Here is a 14,211-nt window from a genome sequence, read left to right on the forward strand (position 1 = left end):
ATTTAAACAGTGAAGCAAAGGATAACAGTGGTAAAAGTGAAGCTTTAGTTCAAACAAGCGGATCTGGTCATTACGGGCGAAGAGAAATTCGACGGCCAGTCGCTCGGTGGGAAGGTCCCGGTCGGTATCAGCCGGTTAGCCAAACAATATGATGTTCCGGTGATCTTGTTTGCCGGAAAAATAGATGGTGACCGTGTAGTCATCGAAGAAGAGAACATACAGGCGCTCATCCCCATCGTGGATGCACCGATGACCTTGGACGAAGCGATGGAACAGGGACCGACTTTACTGAAAAAAGCAGTGGAACGCACCGTCCGGTTGATAGGATTTGGAAAGAGAATGAGAGGTTAACACCGATACATGGCTAGTGCATAATGATCCACATCAGACTGCTAACCTGTTATCATTGAGGTATAGCTTACAACCTTAAAAGGTTCAGAAAAGGAGTCTCGATGATGAGAGAGTGGATCACAGCGTACACGGAGGCTTATCCGTTGGTAACCAATATACTTGTTTTTGTTTTGATCATCGTATTTCTCTTAATAATGAGACGAGTGATCTTGAATCGTTTATACAAACGGTTCAAGGGATCGGATAATTGGTATGTCACCCGAAAAATGGCCAAATGGCTGAACAATCTGATTCTCGTGCTGGCTTTCATATATATCTTTGGAAGCAATTTGAGCGGGTTCTCTACAGCTATAGGATTGGCAGGTGCCGGCGTAACCTATGCATTAAGAGAAGTTATCGTCAGTTTTGCCGGCTGGTTCGCCATCATGTTCGGGGACTTTTTCAAAACCGGTGACCGGGTCCTGCTAGGCGGGATCAAAGGTGACGTGGTCGATATCGGACTGTTGCGCACAACGCTCATGGAAATGGGCGAGTGGGTGGAAGGCGACCAGTATACGGGACGCATTGTCCGTGTCGCGAACAGCTACATCTTCACGTCGCCGGTATACAACTACACCGCCGACTTCAAGTTTTTATGGGATGAACTTCATATCCCGCTGCACTTTGACAGTGATATCCCAATGGCTAAAGGGATCGTATTAGCCATTGCGGAAGACACCATCGGCACCTATAACGCAAAGGCCGAAGAAGATTGGGGCAACATGAAGCGTCGCTACCGCATAGAGAATGCTTCTTTGAAACCGCAAGTTTATATCTCATTTGATGATAATTTCGTGACTATGAGCCTCAGGTACATCGTGGACACACGGGAACGGCGGGGAATCAGAGACCGCATATTTACGGCCATCTTGGACCAGTTCAAAGAAGCGGGAGACAGAATAGAATTGGCCTCTGAAACATTTGAGATCGTGCATCAGGAAAAGAGGAAAAAGAGCTGATATGAAAAAACTGATAAAGCAGACAACTGAACCGAATACAGTCGTATCACTGGCGGACGACCTTAGACAATTAGGGATAAAACCGGATGCGACACTGCTCGTTCATACGTCCCTGTCAAAGATCGGCTGGGTCAACGGTGGGGCAGCCGCACTCGTGGAAGCACTTTTTAGCGTCGTGGACAAAGAAGCCGGTACGCTGGTCGTGCCGACCCACACCAGTGACTTGAGCGAGCCGTCGAAATGGGAGGATCCGGCTGTTCCAAAAAGCTGGTGGCCAGTCATACGCGAAACAATGCCGGCATATGATCCGAAAACAACGCCGTGTCCCCACATGGGTGTAGTTCCTGATCTGTTCCGTACCTATCCCGATGTACTGAGAAGTGACCATCCGGTCGTTTCGTTCGCGGCCTGGGGGAAAGACGCCAAAGATATCGTTTCAGATCACTCCCTGGACTTCGGACTCGGCGAACACTCGCCGCTTAAAAAGCTCTACGATAAAAACGCCATGGTCTTAGCTATTGGAACGGATTACGACGCCTCAACAGCCATGCATCTAGGCGAATACCTGGCACCAAACGCAGAAACGATGGAAGAAGGGGCACCGAGAATAGTTGATGGCGAACGCGTATGGCAGACCTTTAAAGACATCGAGCTGGAAGAAGAACAGTTTCTGATTATTGGCTACCAGCTGGAAGAGGACGGCCGGGTCAAAATCGGAAAGATAGGGAATGCAGTGGTCAAGCTGTATCCGGTGAAAGATGCGGTAGACTACTCTGCCCGTTTTTTCACGGCTCACCGCAACTTTACGAGAAACTGATCCTTTTACGGTCCTGATTAGGCATGCCTAATCATTCAACTTGAGCAGTGCCAAGAGCGCGCTGATCCGACCCGCTGGCAGAGGGGAATGGGCGGAATATTGGCAACAGGTCACTATTTAGGCGTACTCACCAAGAAACCGGTTTGAGTGATGCCAAGTAGAGGGAAGTTAGGCAAACTCACCGAGAAACCGGTTTGAGTGATGCCAAGTGGAGGCAAGTTAGGCGTACTCACCGAGAAACCGGTTTGAGTGATGCTAAGTGGAGGCAAGTTAGGCATACTCACCAAGAAACCGGTTTGAGTGATGCCAAGTAGAGACAAGTTAGGCATACTCACCGAGAAACCGGTTTGAGTGATGCCAAGTAGAGGGAAGTTAGGCATACTCACCGAGAAACTGATTTGAGTGATGCTAAGAAGAGTGAACTTAGGCATGCTCACCGAGAAACTGGTTTGAGTGATGCCAAGAAGAGTGAACTTAGGCATGCTCACGGAGAAATGATTTGAGTGATGCTAAGAAGGGCGAAGTTCGGCAAGCTCAGGCGAAAACCCCAGCGAGTGATGCCAATGCGGTAATGATTAGGCGACTAGGCCTACTCACTCAACTTGAGCAATACCTACAGCGCGCTGAGACAAGCAAGCTCAGGCAGAAACTATCTAAGACAGCCTGACCCCAATGTTTGATCGTTTGCGTTGCGTTTGGCCGTTTAGGATGTTAGAGTCTACATGTAATATAAAAATTAAATACGAATGATCCTGGGAGTCTTTTCAAGAAGGCTGAGAGTGATGTATATCAGACCAGTAACCTGATCAGCGTAATGGCTGCGGAGGGAGATCTATATATTGATGGCTCTTTCCTATGGATTTTTTTCGTTAGGAGGAGTTTTTTTAATGTCAAAAAACTATGTCAACTACGGAAATTGTTCAGCTAGAAAGCCTGGTTCCACAATGGGAATTACAGGCGCTCGTTTCAATTTGTCACCGATGAGTGATGATTTTGTAGCGATTATTTTAGATACAATCAAGCAAGTCGATCTATCGAAAGTATGGTCCGAAACCGATCACATCTCTACTGTTTATCGCGGGAAAGAAGAAGCGGTGTTCGATGCACTGAAAGCGGCATACGTTTTTGCTTACCGCAAAGGTGTGCACATGACGCTGGAAGCGACTGTTTCGAAAGGGTGTCCCGGTGACAGCGACAGCGATTATACCCTGGCCTTCGATGACCCGAAAATCAATCGGGAAGAAAGCAAAGCCATCGATTTTCCAGTCATCGGTAAATTTGCGCTATATCCGATGGGCTCTGATGACTATATGGCGACCATCGCTAAAGTCGTCAACGAAGGCGTCAAACGTGGAATTGTAACGGGTTCCGGACACTATGGCACCAATCTGGGCGGAAATATCCAGGACGTCTTTGATTATCTGGAGTATGTCTCAAACGCTGTAGGCAAAGAAGTCAGTCACTATGTCAGTCAGATCACCCTTCACTGCAGCGTGCCGGAGGGAGAAATCGAATGAATAAAAACAAATTGACCTTACGTGACTATTTGCTGATGGCGCTCATTTCGGTCGTTTTCGGTGTGCTGTATTTGATGGCAGTCTACGCGGGAACAGCTCTGACCACCATTTTAACACCGTTCGGCTTAGGGGTGCTCGGCTATGAACCCTTTTTCGGTATCTGGTTCATGGCAGCGATCATCACGACCTATCTCATCCGTAAACCGGCCGTGGGCATCATCACCGAAGTCATGGCAGCTTTGATCGAAGTGATGCTCGGCAACATGTTCGGTGTCATGGTCCTTGTCTCCGCTTTTATACAAGGTGTCGGCATCGAACTGCCTTTTGCGCTGACCAATTATGAAAAGTATTCGTATAAAATCACGATGCTTTCAGCCTTATCCGCTAGTATTTTGTCCTTTCTCTGGACAGGCTTTAGAAGCAATTATCTCGCGATGGACTGGCGGATCGTCGCGGCGATTTTTGTCGTTCGTTTACTGAGTTCCTTGTTCTTTACGGGGTACTTGTCCAAGCGTATCTGTGACAAGCTTGATGAAGCCGGAATCTTAAATCATAATCTGGAAACGGGTGAGATCAGTGAGTGAGGTGGCTTTATCTGTTGAGGACCTGTCGTTTCAAATCGGTAGCAAAAAACGCATCGATTCGGTCAGTTTTGAAGTGGGTATAGGTGAAATCGTGTTGCTGTGCGGTGGGAGCGGCAGCGGGAAGAGTACTCTGGCCAATATCATTATCGGCTACTATCCGGAATACGGTGGCAAACAAGACGTTTCCCATATCAGAATCAGCGATGAAGACGTGCAGCATCAGTCCGTGGTGGAGCGTTCAAAGTCGGTCAGGGTGATTTTCCAGAATGCCCGCTTGTCGTTCAGTATGAAGACCCTCCGGGAAGAGCTGGTATTTATTCTGGAGAACAGCCGATTTGACCCCGATGAAATGAACGGGATCGTAGAAGATAAAGCGAGAAAATTCGACCTGGAGTATTTGCTTGACCGGTCGTTTGACGATTTGTCAGGCGGGGAACTCCAGCGTGCCGCGTTTATCTGTGCCGATTTAGTGGATGTCCCGCTTTATATCATGGATGAGCCTTTCGCAAACGTGGACGAAGAAACGATGCAGGACTATATCCGCTACATGAAGGAATGGGTCAGAAAAGGAAAGTCGGTCGTCATCATCGATCACCATGTCGGCCGGTGGACATGGGTGGACCGCTGGCTGCTGCTCGACAGCACTCAGCAGCTGCACGACCTCTCTTTGATATCATCGGAAACTGCTAAACGAAATCTGTTGACAAAAGAAGGAATCGTTGTGGATGCCTCAGCTGTCCCCAAAGGAGATACGGAGTCGGAAGAGATTCTCTTGGAGCTGGACAAGGTAGCCGTTTATCACGAAAAAACGATACGGCAATCACTGTTCAAAAAAGAGACACAGACGAATACCTTGATCGAAGAAGCGCATTTCACCTTGAATAAAGGGTCGTTGACGGCGCTGGTTGGACCCAGCGGCATTGGAAAGACGTCGCTCTTTAAAGCCATTCTGAACGTGTCCCCTTATAAAGGAGAGATCCGTCTTCAGGGAACGAATGTGAAGACTCTGAAGTCTGAAAAGTTGTATTCTAAAATCGGTCTAGTTTTTCAGGATCCGTCACTGCAGTTCGTTAAAACAAACGTTTTGGATGAATTGGTAGTGAGTCTCACGGTCTGGGAAAGCCTTGAAGAAGAGCAGGCAAAAGTGAAAGCGAAAGAAATACTGAATCGGCACCACTTTGAAGACAAAGCCGGGCAGTCGCCCTGGGTCATGAGCCAGGGGCAGCAGCGCCGGTTAGCCGTTTTATGTATGACCGTGGGGGACCAGAACTTATTGCTGGTGGATGAGCCCACATACGGTCAGGATGCCAGAAACGCTAAGAAAATAATGGACAAGTTGAATGAACTCTGCCAGGGAGGCATGACATGTCTGTTCACCAGTCATGACCGCGAGTTAGTGGATGCTTATGCCGATCGGGTCTATGAAATCAAAGAGAAGAAGGTGTATCAGGTCAGATGATCGATTCAATTAATCCAACGGCCAAAACCATTGGCACGCTTGTTGGCACGGTTATATTAGGCCTTACGTTCCGGTGGCAAGTAAACAGCATCGTTGCGCTTTTGTGCGTACTCTTTTTAGTTACATCTAAACGACCCGACCCGACGACGTTGCTCAAAATAATGGTTCCGATCACTCTTATTTCGCTCAGTTACTTCTTTACCGGCTGGCTGTTCAGTTCTGAGCAGGCACTCTTTGCCTTGGCGAATAATTCGGTGCCGTCACCAAGCGGCAAGGATTTTTACAATGGGCTGAATCTGGGCACGCGTATCTTCTCATTTGCCATGTTGGGCATCAGTTACAGCCTGACCACCGATCCGCATGAACTGATTGCGAGCTTTATCCAGCAGGCAAAAATACCGATGAAGATGGGCTATGCTATCTTGACGGCAATCAACTTGACCTCGCTGATACAAAGGGAATACGACAATTCCAAACTGGCCCTTCAGGTTAGAAACGTACCTGTCAAGCCGTTTGATACGAAACCTGTATTCACGATGATGATACGTATGGTCCGCTGGTCCGAGCGCTTGTCTCTGGCAATGGAATCCAAAGGCTTCAGTGAGGAGCGCACCATGCAGAGGCAGATGAGGATCAAGCTTAAAGATATCCTCTTTGCGGTCGGACTGCCTGCTATGATTGTAGCTTTGGGATTCGTCTTTGTTTAAATATCCTGAAAATTAGACAGTAGAAAACCTCTGGCAATTGATACCAGAGGTTTTTCTGTGTAGAAATATGTATCGCAGAATTTTATATCTTTTTGACAGAAGGTTCACCTGAATTGTCCTTCTGATTCTCCAAGTTCTTGTTGATACTTTCCAGTAAAAAGACAATTCTAAAGAAAATGCCAACTAGAATGCCTGCTCCCAATAATATTCCTATATCTCCTAAAAAGAATAAGACAATTGCGATGGAAATGGAAATCAAAATCGAAAGTATTAAATACAACGAAAACACTCCTTTTTCAATTTTGTATGTTTTTAATCTATATAAATCATAGCATTAATATAGCAATGAAAATAGGCTGTTCACTAAAATAGTTTAAATCAATAAAAGTAGTTCTTTATCGGTATCAGATCCATAGATAAAGAACGGCTTTATAGTCTAACTGTCTTTGTAATTTGTGTCTGAATAAGCCTTCTCGTTTTCTATGAACTCTTCTATTGTAAGGCCGAGCATTAAATCGTTGTAATAATGTCCGTTCATATAAATGGCACGTCGGATTCGGCCTTCGACTATGAATCCGACGTTCTCATGCATGGTCTGAGAAGCCTGGTTGCCATCGACACAACCGGAATTGCATTTCTGGAGTCTCAGTTCAAAGAAAGCATACCGTAACACGATGCGTATTGCCTCTTGAGCATAGCCTTTATTCCGGAAAGGTCTGTAGATGCGAATGCCGAAACTGAAGGTCCCGTTTTTCATATCAATCGAATTGAGGTAGATGGCTCCGACATGTTCGCCCTGCAGGTTATCGATTGCAAACATGAGCCCGTTCTCATAGTCCTTGAAGTCGACCCACTCATCGACTTCCGCTTTATCCATATCGAGACTCTTGGGTAACTCGACGCCCCAGTTCATGAGTCTGAAACCGTTACTGTCATTCGTTTCTTCATTTCTTAATGTCGCATCCGATTCTTTCATGGCACGCAGGACAACGCGGTTGCCTTGCCAGAAATTGTAATCAGTATTATTGAAGATGAATTCTTTTGGATTCCATTCAGGTGTCATCTGTTCGTCTCCTCATATTTATTTTTTTAGTCACAAACAAGAAAACCAGGATTCCTCTGAACTGATATTATCTGAAAAAGCCGTTAATTAATTTTAGCATAATTAGGAAAAATAGAGGTAAGATAAGGCAGATGATTGCAGAACTGATCCCTTAAAAAGAGCGGCTGTGTTAACAAGAGATAGTTTTTAAATGAAATGAGAAAATGTACTGGAAAAACAAAATAACGTTTGACATTGTCTTTCGTTTGGGGTAATATTTTAGATGGTATTGTTTGCCACCATCATAGGCGTCGGAACCTTATTTTGGAACAAACAACGAAGAGTCTTTCCCATTTACATTTGATCGATACAGTAAAAGATAGGGAAAGCAATTATTGCTGAAATTGAAATTAGAAAAGAAAATTTGGAGGTTAAGATTGTGCGTACAACATTTATGGCAAATGAAAGTAACATTGAACGTAAATGGTATGTAGTCGACGCTACAGACATTCCTTTAGGACGTCTATCAACTGTCGTTGCATCTATTTTACGTGGTAAAAATAAACCTACGTTCACACCACACGTTGATACAGGTGACCATGTCATCGTATTAAACGCATCACACATTAAATTAACAGGTAAAAAAGCGACCGATAAACTTTATTCTCGTCACACTGGACACCCAGGCGGTTTGAAACAAGTAACTGCTGGAAATATGCGTACCAACAGACCTGAACGTTTAATCGAAACATCTGTTAGAGGTATGATTCCTCATAACTCATTAGGACGCAAACAAATTAAAAAATTACATGTTTATGCTGGCGGAGAGCACAAAAACCAAGCTCAACAACCAGAAGTACTAGACATCACAAACTTGATTTAAGGAGGGACTTCAATTGACACAAGTACAATATTTAGGAACTGGTCGTCGTAAAAACTCAACAGCCCGTGTTATAATGACACCAGGTTCTGGCAAAATAACTTTCAACAAAAAAGATATTACTGAATACATTAACTTTGCTCACTTACACTTAGTAGTGAAACAACCGTTGGCTGTTACTGATACAGTAGATAGCTACGACATTACAATCAATGTCAATGGTGGTGGATTCTCAGGACAAGCAGGCGCTGCTCGTCACGGAATCGCTCGTGCATTGTTACAAGTAGATCCTGAATTCCGTCCAGCATTGAAAGCAGCTGGATTGCTTACACGTGATCCTCGTATGAAAGAGCGTAAAAAACCAGGTCTTAAAAAAGCGCGTAAATCTCCACAATTCTCAAAACGTTAAACAATTTTATTTTGTATCAACGTTTACAAGAGTTTTTTGGTTCAAGTTGGTGCAAATCAGCTTAAACTTAATAAAGCATATACTAAAAAAGCATCAGCATCTTGCTGGTGCTTTTTTTATGGCACCGATTCAAGATGACCATTTAAATTATCGAACGTAAAGAATATAGTGACAGAATAAAAGGCGGTGTGAAAAGTGAATTCAAAAGAAAAAATGTTAGAGTTGATTAAAAAGAAAAAAATTGGTGGTGGAAAAGACATACAAACCAACCTGGCAAAAAACGATCAAAAATTCATGCGAAAAGCTCCAGTGTTATTTAACAAGTAAGCTTATTTACAACACGCCGAAGGTATCAATCGGTATTTTTATACAAGGTTTTTTGAATTATAAATTCAGGAAAAACATTGTATAAAAATGTTGATCGGTTCAAGCGGTAATGGAGACAGGGTTACTCAAAAAAATTATATATGGTTTTTTAGGCACTTACCACTATTTGGGAGAGTGTCTTTTTTTATTGGCGAATATACAAATGACCCATAACCGTCTAATGCTAGAATGGTTATGGGACATTGCATATAAAGAAAATTTACTTTGAGAATTCTACCAGGACTCATGTTCCTGTAAAGCACGTTTGTGGCATCAGTCAATAACGGTATGCTTACAAAAACAGATTGAGCCTTAATCATCTTAGTCAAACCCATTGGAGAGGTTATTTTGTTTCAGGAACGTCTTCTCCGTTTAGAACAACTTTCAATGTCACGTTGGACTTCAGTGAATTACGTACAGAGCAGTAGTCTTGTTCACTTTTACGTAAAGCACCCCAGACACGCTCAACCGGGACATCTCCATCCACGTAAAGAGTGATTTCGATATCAGTAAAATATTTCGGGTGTTCATCGTTTTGTGTGCCATCTGCTTCTACCCGAAACGATTGGATCTGATCCTTGCTAACGAAGCGACGAAGCATAGCCAGTGTATCCATGGAGATACAACCAGACAAACTGCCTAGCAGAGCTGCCATAGGACTTAAACCTTTACCTTCTCCCCCTACTTTAGGACTAGCATCCATTTTAAAAGTATTCCCACTTTCATCTCCAGCAACCAAGCTCATCTTTCCGTGCCAATTTGTTTCTACTAACATTTAACTCACTCCATTCCCTATAGGTTTATTATCAGTCATGTACTCGTATTTATTATGAATAAGAATTATTTCTTAATAGAATAGATCAGCCTTCACTCTGTTGTGTATTCAGGCTCATTAAATTCTTTGTCTAAAGTTATTTGAAGGTCCTTGTAATCGAATAACCATTCATCACCTTCCTCGATAAAATAGGTTACATTATGAATTGTTTTTTTAACGTTAATCTGATGTGGAGCTGCAGGTTCAATACCTACGGTGATACCTGTATCACTTCCCCTAGTCAATTTTGGGAAAAAGCGGATGCCATTTTCTGATCCTACATATATATTTTTTTCAAACCAAGCTGCTGCATCATTACTTATTTCGATTTTCATAATAAGAACCTCCTTTAGTCAATGACTTCGATAGATAAAACTATTCAATTGTATAGTTGAATTCTAACACGCAACGTTTAAAATTCACAACAAAATGAGTAGGGGTTTGTCTGTGAAATTGGACTCGGAGGGTTAGTTGCTGGAGCCATCATGAATTCGAGTACCAGTCAATTCGTTACTATATCAATGTTTACAAGGATTTATCGGTTCAAGTCAGCTTAAACTTAATCAAGCACTTACGCTCTTTTGAATTACTTCAGACAAGAGAGTTGATTAGAGTAATCAGTTAAAGTAGGCTGTATAATAAAGAAGTATTATTTTAATTGATATAATAAAATGCCTATGGACCTTTCCCATGGTCTGAATTTTTAGGGAATAACCCAATTAAAATGTCAGAGTAATAAATGGTGAACTTATTATACAAGGAGGCAAAAATATGAAAGTCGCTGTCATTGGTGGAAGCGGACATATCGGGACGTATTTAGTTCCCAAACTGGTAAAGGAAAATCATCAGGTCGTCATGGTCAGTCGCGGGAAAAGCGAGCCGTATATCAAGGATTGGGCTTGGGAAAAGGCGGAACATGTCGCACTGGACCGCGGCAATGACCCGGACTTTAACGCGAAAATTGCAGAGCTGAACGCTGATGTCGTGATCGATCTGATCTGTTTCAAACTGGACGAGGTCAAAGAGATGGTGGAGGCACTGAAAGAGACGAACCTTACGCATTATCTTTACTGTTCGACGATCTGGACGCATGGACGGACTGAGACCATTCCAGTCGATCCAAATGGGGAGAAGTATCCGCTTGATGAATACGGCAGTCAGAAATATGAAAGTGAGAAGTACTTACTGCATGAGTATCGTGTCAACGGATTCCCTGCCACAATGATCAGTCCGGGTCAGATCTGCGGTCCGGGTTGGTCGATCATCAATCCTTTGGGTTATGGGGATGACAGTGTCTTCCAGACGATCGCAGATGGCAAAGAAGTCAAATTACCTAACTTAGGGATGGAGACCCTGCACCCGGTCCACGCTGAAGATGTGGCGCAGCTGTTCGTAGATGCAATGAACCACCGGACACAGGCTTTAGGCGAAAATTTCTACGCCGTGTCTGAAGATTCACTGACGCTTTACGGCTATGCCATGGCCATGTACCGTTTCTTTGGACAGGAACCCAAAGTCAGCTTCCTCTCATGGGATAAGTGGTGTGATCATATAGCAGACGAAAAGCAGACGAACGTGTCCTACCTTCATATAGCACGAAGCGGTCATTTCAGTATCGAGAATGCTAAAAAGCTGCTCGATTTTCAGCCAAGATATACAGCTGTCCAAGTGGTTGAAGCAAGTATTCAGAGCTATATCGAAAGAGGAATCATTACCGTGGACTGATAGTGATAGAACGCCTGAAGATAAGTAGATGATCTGGGGAAAATCCGGACCAGGCAGGTTTGTGACTATTTCCTTTTTTTCCCAGTCAGGAACCTGTTTCAAAAACAGGATTGCGACTAGTTCGCGTTCGATCATCCTTCTGAACTGGTCACTAAATCGATATTGAGACAAGTTAATATTTATTTAATGACAGAAGTGGTCACAAAACGCATATTGGAACAAGTTCCTGCTCCTTGTACTGCAGAAGTAGTCACAAAAAACATATCGAGACCAGTTTAGTGCTCCTTGATTACTCTTACAGTATTAACTCCATAAATTATCCATATTCTAAGACTATAATACACTTAAGAAAGAATAAAGGTTTATAGAGGAGGAAACTGAGTGGGGTTAATATTAATAGTTATCATAGGCTATTTCGCATTCAAGTATTTCGAGGATAATACTGGTAAAATGAAGATGCCTGGGAAGAACAATGCAGCTTTAGATATTTTAAGTAAAAGATATGCTAAGGGGGAAATAAACGTTGAGGAATACAGATACAAGAAAGAACTATTAAATCAGTAAGGAAGAATAAAGGCTGTCTTAAGCGTTATTTCAGGACGGCTTTTTTGAATAAGGTACGTCAAAGCATGTATACGATGAGTAAAGGCTCTCGTAATAGGCATCAGTATGATAACTCTGACGAAGATCACTATGAATACAAGGAACATGAGCAAAGTAACCACCATCAAATGATGATTAAAGAGTTTAACAAGCGCTTTTCAAAGCCATTATGGTTAACATCTTGTAAATTCATATCCAGAAGATGTCGTTTCACTTATAGATTTCGGGAAACCAATCTATGAAAAGGGATTCAAAGTCTATTGTGGCAGCGGGTTATAATATTGTCGTTATACCACTAGCAGCTGGAGTTTTGTATACTGTCGGAATAGTCAGATCTCCTGAGCCAGGAGACATACTGATGTCACTCAATACCAAAGTCTCGACTGATGAGGACTTTCTCAAAGTAAGTGAATAATCTTATTATACCAAGGATAGGGGTGGTGAAAATGAACAAGAATAGAAAATGGTATACCATTATAGCGTTTTCTGCACTCCTTCTTATAATATATGTAGGATACTTTTTCACGGATTTAGGAAGAGGATTAGAAACAATGGGAGAAAACGATAGCCAACTGGTCGATTCAGGAAGAAACGCTGAAACTGAGAATAGTCAGACTGAAAGGACTAATAAGCTGCCAATTCCTCCCCTCTTGGAGGACAAGAATCCTGAAGAAGGAAAAGCAGAATTTGATTTAAATGTACAATATGGAAAAAAAGAATTTATAGATGGGCAGGAAACCACAACGCTAGGTTATAATGGTGATTATCTCGGTCCTGTTATCAAAGTAGATAAAGGGGACGACGTGAAAATCAATGTAGATAATAGATTGGATGAGCCCACTACCGTCCATTGGCATGGCTTGGAAGTCCCAGGGGAGATGGATGGCGGACCCCATCAAGTCGTAGATCCTAACACGAGCTGGCAGCCACATTTCACAATAGATCAGCCTGCAGCAACGCTCTGGTACCATCCGCATTTGCTTCATAAGACAGGAGAACAGGTGTATAAAGGGCTGGCAGGGCTTTTTTATATCGAAGATGAACAATCTAAAGAATTAGATATTCCAAAAGAACATGGCGTAAATGATATTCCCCTCGTCATACAGGATAGACGATTTTCTGAGAATGGGGAGATGCCTTATGACTTAAATATGAGAGATGTAATGAACGGCTTTTTAGGAGATACTGTATTAGTTAATGGAGCGATTGCTCCAGAATTAGACGTGAAAAATGAAGTCATCAGACTTAGGCTGCTGAATGGCTCAAATGCACGATCTTATGATTTCAATTTCAGTGATCGTAGTGCGTTTCATCAAATAGCTTCAGATGGTGGGTTTTTGGAAAAGAGCATAGAAATGAATGAATTGTCCCTTGCACCGGCCGAAAGAGCAGAAATACTGGTAGATTTATCAGAGTACCGTGTAGGAGATGAGATAGTTTTAAGAGATGGAAATCATGAAGTGATGAAAATAAATATAGCAGAAGAGTCGACTGATTCTAGCGGTATACCAGAATCATTAGTTGACATCGTTGAATATGACAGAGAAGAAGTCGTGAATACGCGCAGGTTTGTGATGAGCGGTATGGGTCCCATGGTGGCAATAAATGATAAGCAAATGAATATGGACAGAATAGATGAATACTTGAACTTAAATGAATTAGAAGAATGGATCATCAGTAATGACTCGGCTGGAATGGGAATGATGGGTGAAACACCCCATCCCTTCCATGTACACGGGGTCCAATTCCAAGTGATAGAGAGAAATGGCGGAGAACCTCCATTGAATGAACAGGGATGGAAGGATACCGTAATGGTAGAAAGCGGGGAAGAAGTAAGGATTTTAGCTAAATTCAAACAAAAAGGATTGTTTATGTATCACTGCCACATACTGGAACATGAAGATGCAGGAATGATGGGCCAATTTTTAGTCGAGTAAAG

General features: G+C 43.0%; 18 protein-coding genes and 1 riboswitch. Of the genes, 13 read left to right on the forward strand and 5 right to left on the reverse strand.

Annotated features, from left to right (window positions below; translation table 11 throughout):
* Nucleotides 1-63 precede the first annotated feature (63 nt).
* The 3 genes from R6U02_RS04205 (at nt 64) to R6U02_RS04215 (ending at nt 2,166) form a co-directional block, all read left to right on the forward strand.
* Nucleotides 64-351, forward strand: coding sequence for a glycerate kinase (locus R6U02_RS04205; RefSeq protein ID WP_410262422.1), 288 nt, complete (start codon nt 64-66; stop codon nt 349-351).
* Between the two features lie 143 nt (nt 352-494).
* Complete coding sequence (locus tag R6U02_RS04210; protein WP_410262387.1) at nt 495-1,349, forward strand: mechanosensitive ion channel family protein; 855 nt, start codon at nt 495-497, stop codon at nt 1,347-1,349.
* Nucleotide 1,350: 1 nt separating this feature from the next.
* Entirely contained in the window at nt 1,351-2,166 is an 816-nt protein-coding gene (locus R6U02_RS04215) for an aminoglycoside N(3)-acetyltransferase (protein ID WP_410262388.1), read from the forward strand.
* 113 nt (nt 2,167-2,279) lie between these two features.
* Here the strand turns inward: R6U02_RS04215 and R6U02_RS04220 are convergent, their stop codons facing one another.
* Complete coding sequence (locus tag R6U02_RS04220) at nt 2,280-2,648, reverse strand: hypothetical protein (RefSeq protein ID WP_410262389.1); 369 nt, start codon at nt 2,646-2,648, stop codon at nt 2,280-2,282.
* Between the two features lie 260 nt (nt 2,649-2,908).
* Nucleotides 2,909-3,012: riboswitch (TPP riboswitch) on the forward strand.
* Nucleotides 3,013-3,053: 41 nt separating this feature from the next.
* On the opposite strand from R6U02_RS04220, the gene R6U02_RS04225 reads away from it, so the two are divergent.
* From R6U02_RS04225 to R6U02_RS04240, 4 genes are read left to right on the forward strand one after another with little or no spacing between them, the layout of a single operon-like run.
* Nucleotides 3,054-3,683 carry a YkoF family thiamine/hydroxymethylpyrimidine-binding protein gene (locus tag R6U02_RS04225; protein ID WP_410262390.1) on the forward strand — a complete coding sequence of 210 codons (630 nt, stop codon included), beginning with the start codon at nt 3,054-3,056 and terminating at the stop codon, nt 3,681-3,683.
* Nucleotides 3,680-4,267 (forward strand): ECF transporter S component, encoded by a 588-nt coding sequence (locus tag R6U02_RS04230; protein ID WP_410262391.1) that lies wholly within the window; start codon nt 3,680-3,682, stop codon nt 4,265-4,267. Before R6U02_RS04225 ends, R6U02_RS04230 begins: the two co-directional genes overlap by 4 nt.
* Nucleotides 4,251-5,726 (forward strand): ABC transporter ATP-binding protein, encoded by a 1,476-nt coding sequence (locus R6U02_RS04235; protein ID WP_410262392.1) that lies wholly within the window; start codon nt 4,251-4,253, stop codon nt 5,724-5,726. Before R6U02_RS04230 ends, R6U02_RS04235 begins: the two co-directional genes overlap by 17 nt.
* Nucleotides 5,723-6,433: an energy-coupling factor transporter transmembrane component T family protein gene (locus R6U02_RS04240; RefSeq protein WP_410262393.1), complete on the forward strand. Its 711-nt coding sequence runs from the start codon at nt 5,723-5,725 to the stop codon at nt 6,431-6,433. The genes R6U02_RS04235 and R6U02_RS04240 overlap by 4 nt, the downstream gene beginning before the upstream one ends.
* Nucleotides 6,434-6,515: 82 nt before the next feature.
* Here the strand turns inward: R6U02_RS04240 and R6U02_RS04245 are convergent, their stop codons facing one another.
* Together R6U02_RS04245 and R6U02_RS04250 are read right to left on the reverse strand one after the other, a co-directional pair.
* Nucleotides 6,516-6,713, reverse strand: a complete 198-nt coding sequence (locus R6U02_RS04245; protein ID WP_410262394.1) for a hypothetical protein — start codon at nt 6,711-6,713, stop codon at nt 6,516-6,518.
* Between the two features lie 156 nt (nt 6,714-6,869).
* Complete coding sequence (locus R6U02_RS04250; RefSeq protein WP_410262395.1) at nt 6,870-7,496, reverse strand: GNAT family N-acetyltransferase; 627 nt, start codon at nt 7,494-7,496, stop codon at nt 6,870-6,872.
* 418 nt (nt 7,497-7,914) lie between these two features.
* Between R6U02_RS04250 and rplM the strand changes: the two genes are divergently transcribed.
* The 3 genes from rplM to R6U02_RS04265 all read left to right on the forward strand — a co-directional run bounded on the left by rplM (nt 7,915) and on the right by R6U02_RS04265 (nt 9,091).
* The gene (gene rplM, locus R6U02_RS04255; RefSeq protein WP_410262396.1) at nt 7,915-8,358 is read left to right on the forward strand and encodes a 50S ribosomal protein L13; all 444 of its coding nucleotides are present in this window, start codon (nt 7,915-7,917) and stop codon (nt 8,356-8,358) included.
* 13 nt (nt 8,359-8,371) lie between these two features.
* Nucleotides 8,372-8,764: a 30S ribosomal protein S9 gene (gene rpsI, locus R6U02_RS04260; RefSeq protein ID WP_410262397.1), complete on the forward strand. Its 393-nt coding sequence runs from the start codon at nt 8,372-8,374 to the stop codon at nt 8,762-8,764.
* A gap of 195 nt (nt 8,765-8,959) precedes the next feature.
* Nucleotides 8,960-9,091, forward strand: coding sequence for a hypothetical protein (locus R6U02_RS04265; RefSeq protein ID WP_410262398.1), 132 nt, complete (start codon nt 8,960-8,962; stop codon nt 9,089-9,091).
* Nucleotides 9,092-9,473: 382 nt separating this feature from the next.
* On the opposite strand, the gene R6U02_RS04270 is transcribed toward R6U02_RS04265, so the two are convergent.
* Nucleotides 9,474-9,905, reverse strand: coding sequence for an OsmC family protein (locus tag R6U02_RS04270; RefSeq protein WP_410262399.1), 432 nt, complete (start codon nt 9,903-9,905; stop codon nt 9,474-9,476).
* A gap of 92 nt (nt 9,906-9,997) precedes the next feature.
* Nucleotides 9,998-10,279, reverse strand: a complete 282-nt coding sequence (locus R6U02_RS04275) for a HesB/YadR/YfhF family protein (RefSeq protein WP_410262400.1) — start codon at nt 10,277-10,279, stop codon at nt 9,998-10,000.
* A gap of 436 nt (nt 10,280-10,715) precedes the next feature.
* Between R6U02_RS04275 and R6U02_RS04280 the strand changes: the two genes are divergently transcribed.
* The 3 genes from R6U02_RS04280 (at nt 10,716) to R6U02_RS04290 (ending at nt 14,209) form a co-directional block, all read left to right on the forward strand.
* The gene (locus R6U02_RS04280; RefSeq protein ID WP_410262401.1) at nt 10,716-11,669 is read left to right on the forward strand and encodes an NAD-dependent epimerase/dehydratase family protein; all 954 of its coding nucleotides are present in this window, start codon (nt 10,716-10,718) and stop codon (nt 11,667-11,669) included.
* Nucleotides 11,670-12,050: 381 nt separating this feature from the next.
* Nucleotides 12,051-12,233 carry an SHOCT domain-containing protein gene (locus R6U02_RS04285; RefSeq protein ID WP_410262402.1) on the forward strand — a complete coding sequence of 61 codons (183 nt, stop codon included), beginning with the start codon at nt 12,051-12,053 and terminating at the stop codon, nt 12,231-12,233.
* A 485-nt stretch (nt 12,234-12,718) separates the two neighbouring features.
* A complete protein-coding gene (locus R6U02_RS04290; protein ID WP_410262403.1) occupies nt 12,719-14,209 on the forward strand; it encodes a multicopper oxidase family protein in 1,491 nt (496 codons plus the stop codon).
* The last annotated feature ends 2 nt before the right edge of the window (nt 14,210-14,211 follow it).

It is taken from the genome of Alkalibacterium sp. (assembly GCF_046484155.1).
Classification (GTDB): domain Bacteria; phylum Bacillota; class Bacilli; order Lactobacillales; family Carnobacteriaceae_A; genus Alkalibacterium.

Bases quoted from the DNA above. Each gene is read 5' to 3' on its own strand.
- R6U02_RS04290 (WP_410262403.1), top strand. From the start codon at position 12,719: ATGAACAAGAATAGAAAATGGTATACCATTATAGCGTTTTCTGCACTC.
- R6U02_RS04230 (WP_410262391.1), top strand. From the start codon at position 3,680: ATGAATAAAAACAAATTGACCTTACGTGACTATTTGCTGATGGCGCTC.
- R6U02_RS04225 (WP_410262390.1), top strand. From the start codon at position 3,054: ATGTCAAAAAACTATGTCAACTACGGAAATTGTTCAGCTAGAAAGCCT.
- R6U02_RS04280 (WP_410262401.1), top strand. From the start codon at position 10,716: ATGAAAGTCGCTGTCATTGGTGGAAGCGGACATATCGGGACGTATTTA.
- R6U02_RS04240 (WP_410262393.1), top strand. From the start codon at position 5,723: ATGATCGATTCAATTAATCCAACGGCCAAAACCATTGGCACGCTTGTT.
- R6U02_RS04215 (WP_410262388.1), top strand. From the start codon at position 1,351: ATGAAAAAACTGATAAAGCAGACAACTGAACCGAATACAGTCGTATCA.
- R6U02_RS04220 (WP_410262389.1), bottom strand. From the start codon at position 2,648: ATGCCTAAGTTCACTCTTCTTGGCATCACTCAAACCAGTTTCTCGGTG.
- R6U02_RS04275 (WP_410262400.1), bottom strand. From the start codon at position 10,279: ATGAAAATCGAAATAAGTAATGATGCAGCAGCTTGGTTTGAAAAAAAT.
- R6U02_RS04250 (WP_410262395.1), bottom strand. From the start codon at position 7,496: ATGACACCTGAATGGAATCCAAAAGAATTCATCTTCAATAATACTGAT.
- R6U02_RS04270 (WP_410262399.1), bottom strand. From the start codon at position 9,905: ATGTTAGTAGAAACAAATTGGCACGGAAAGATGAGCTTGGTTGCTGGA.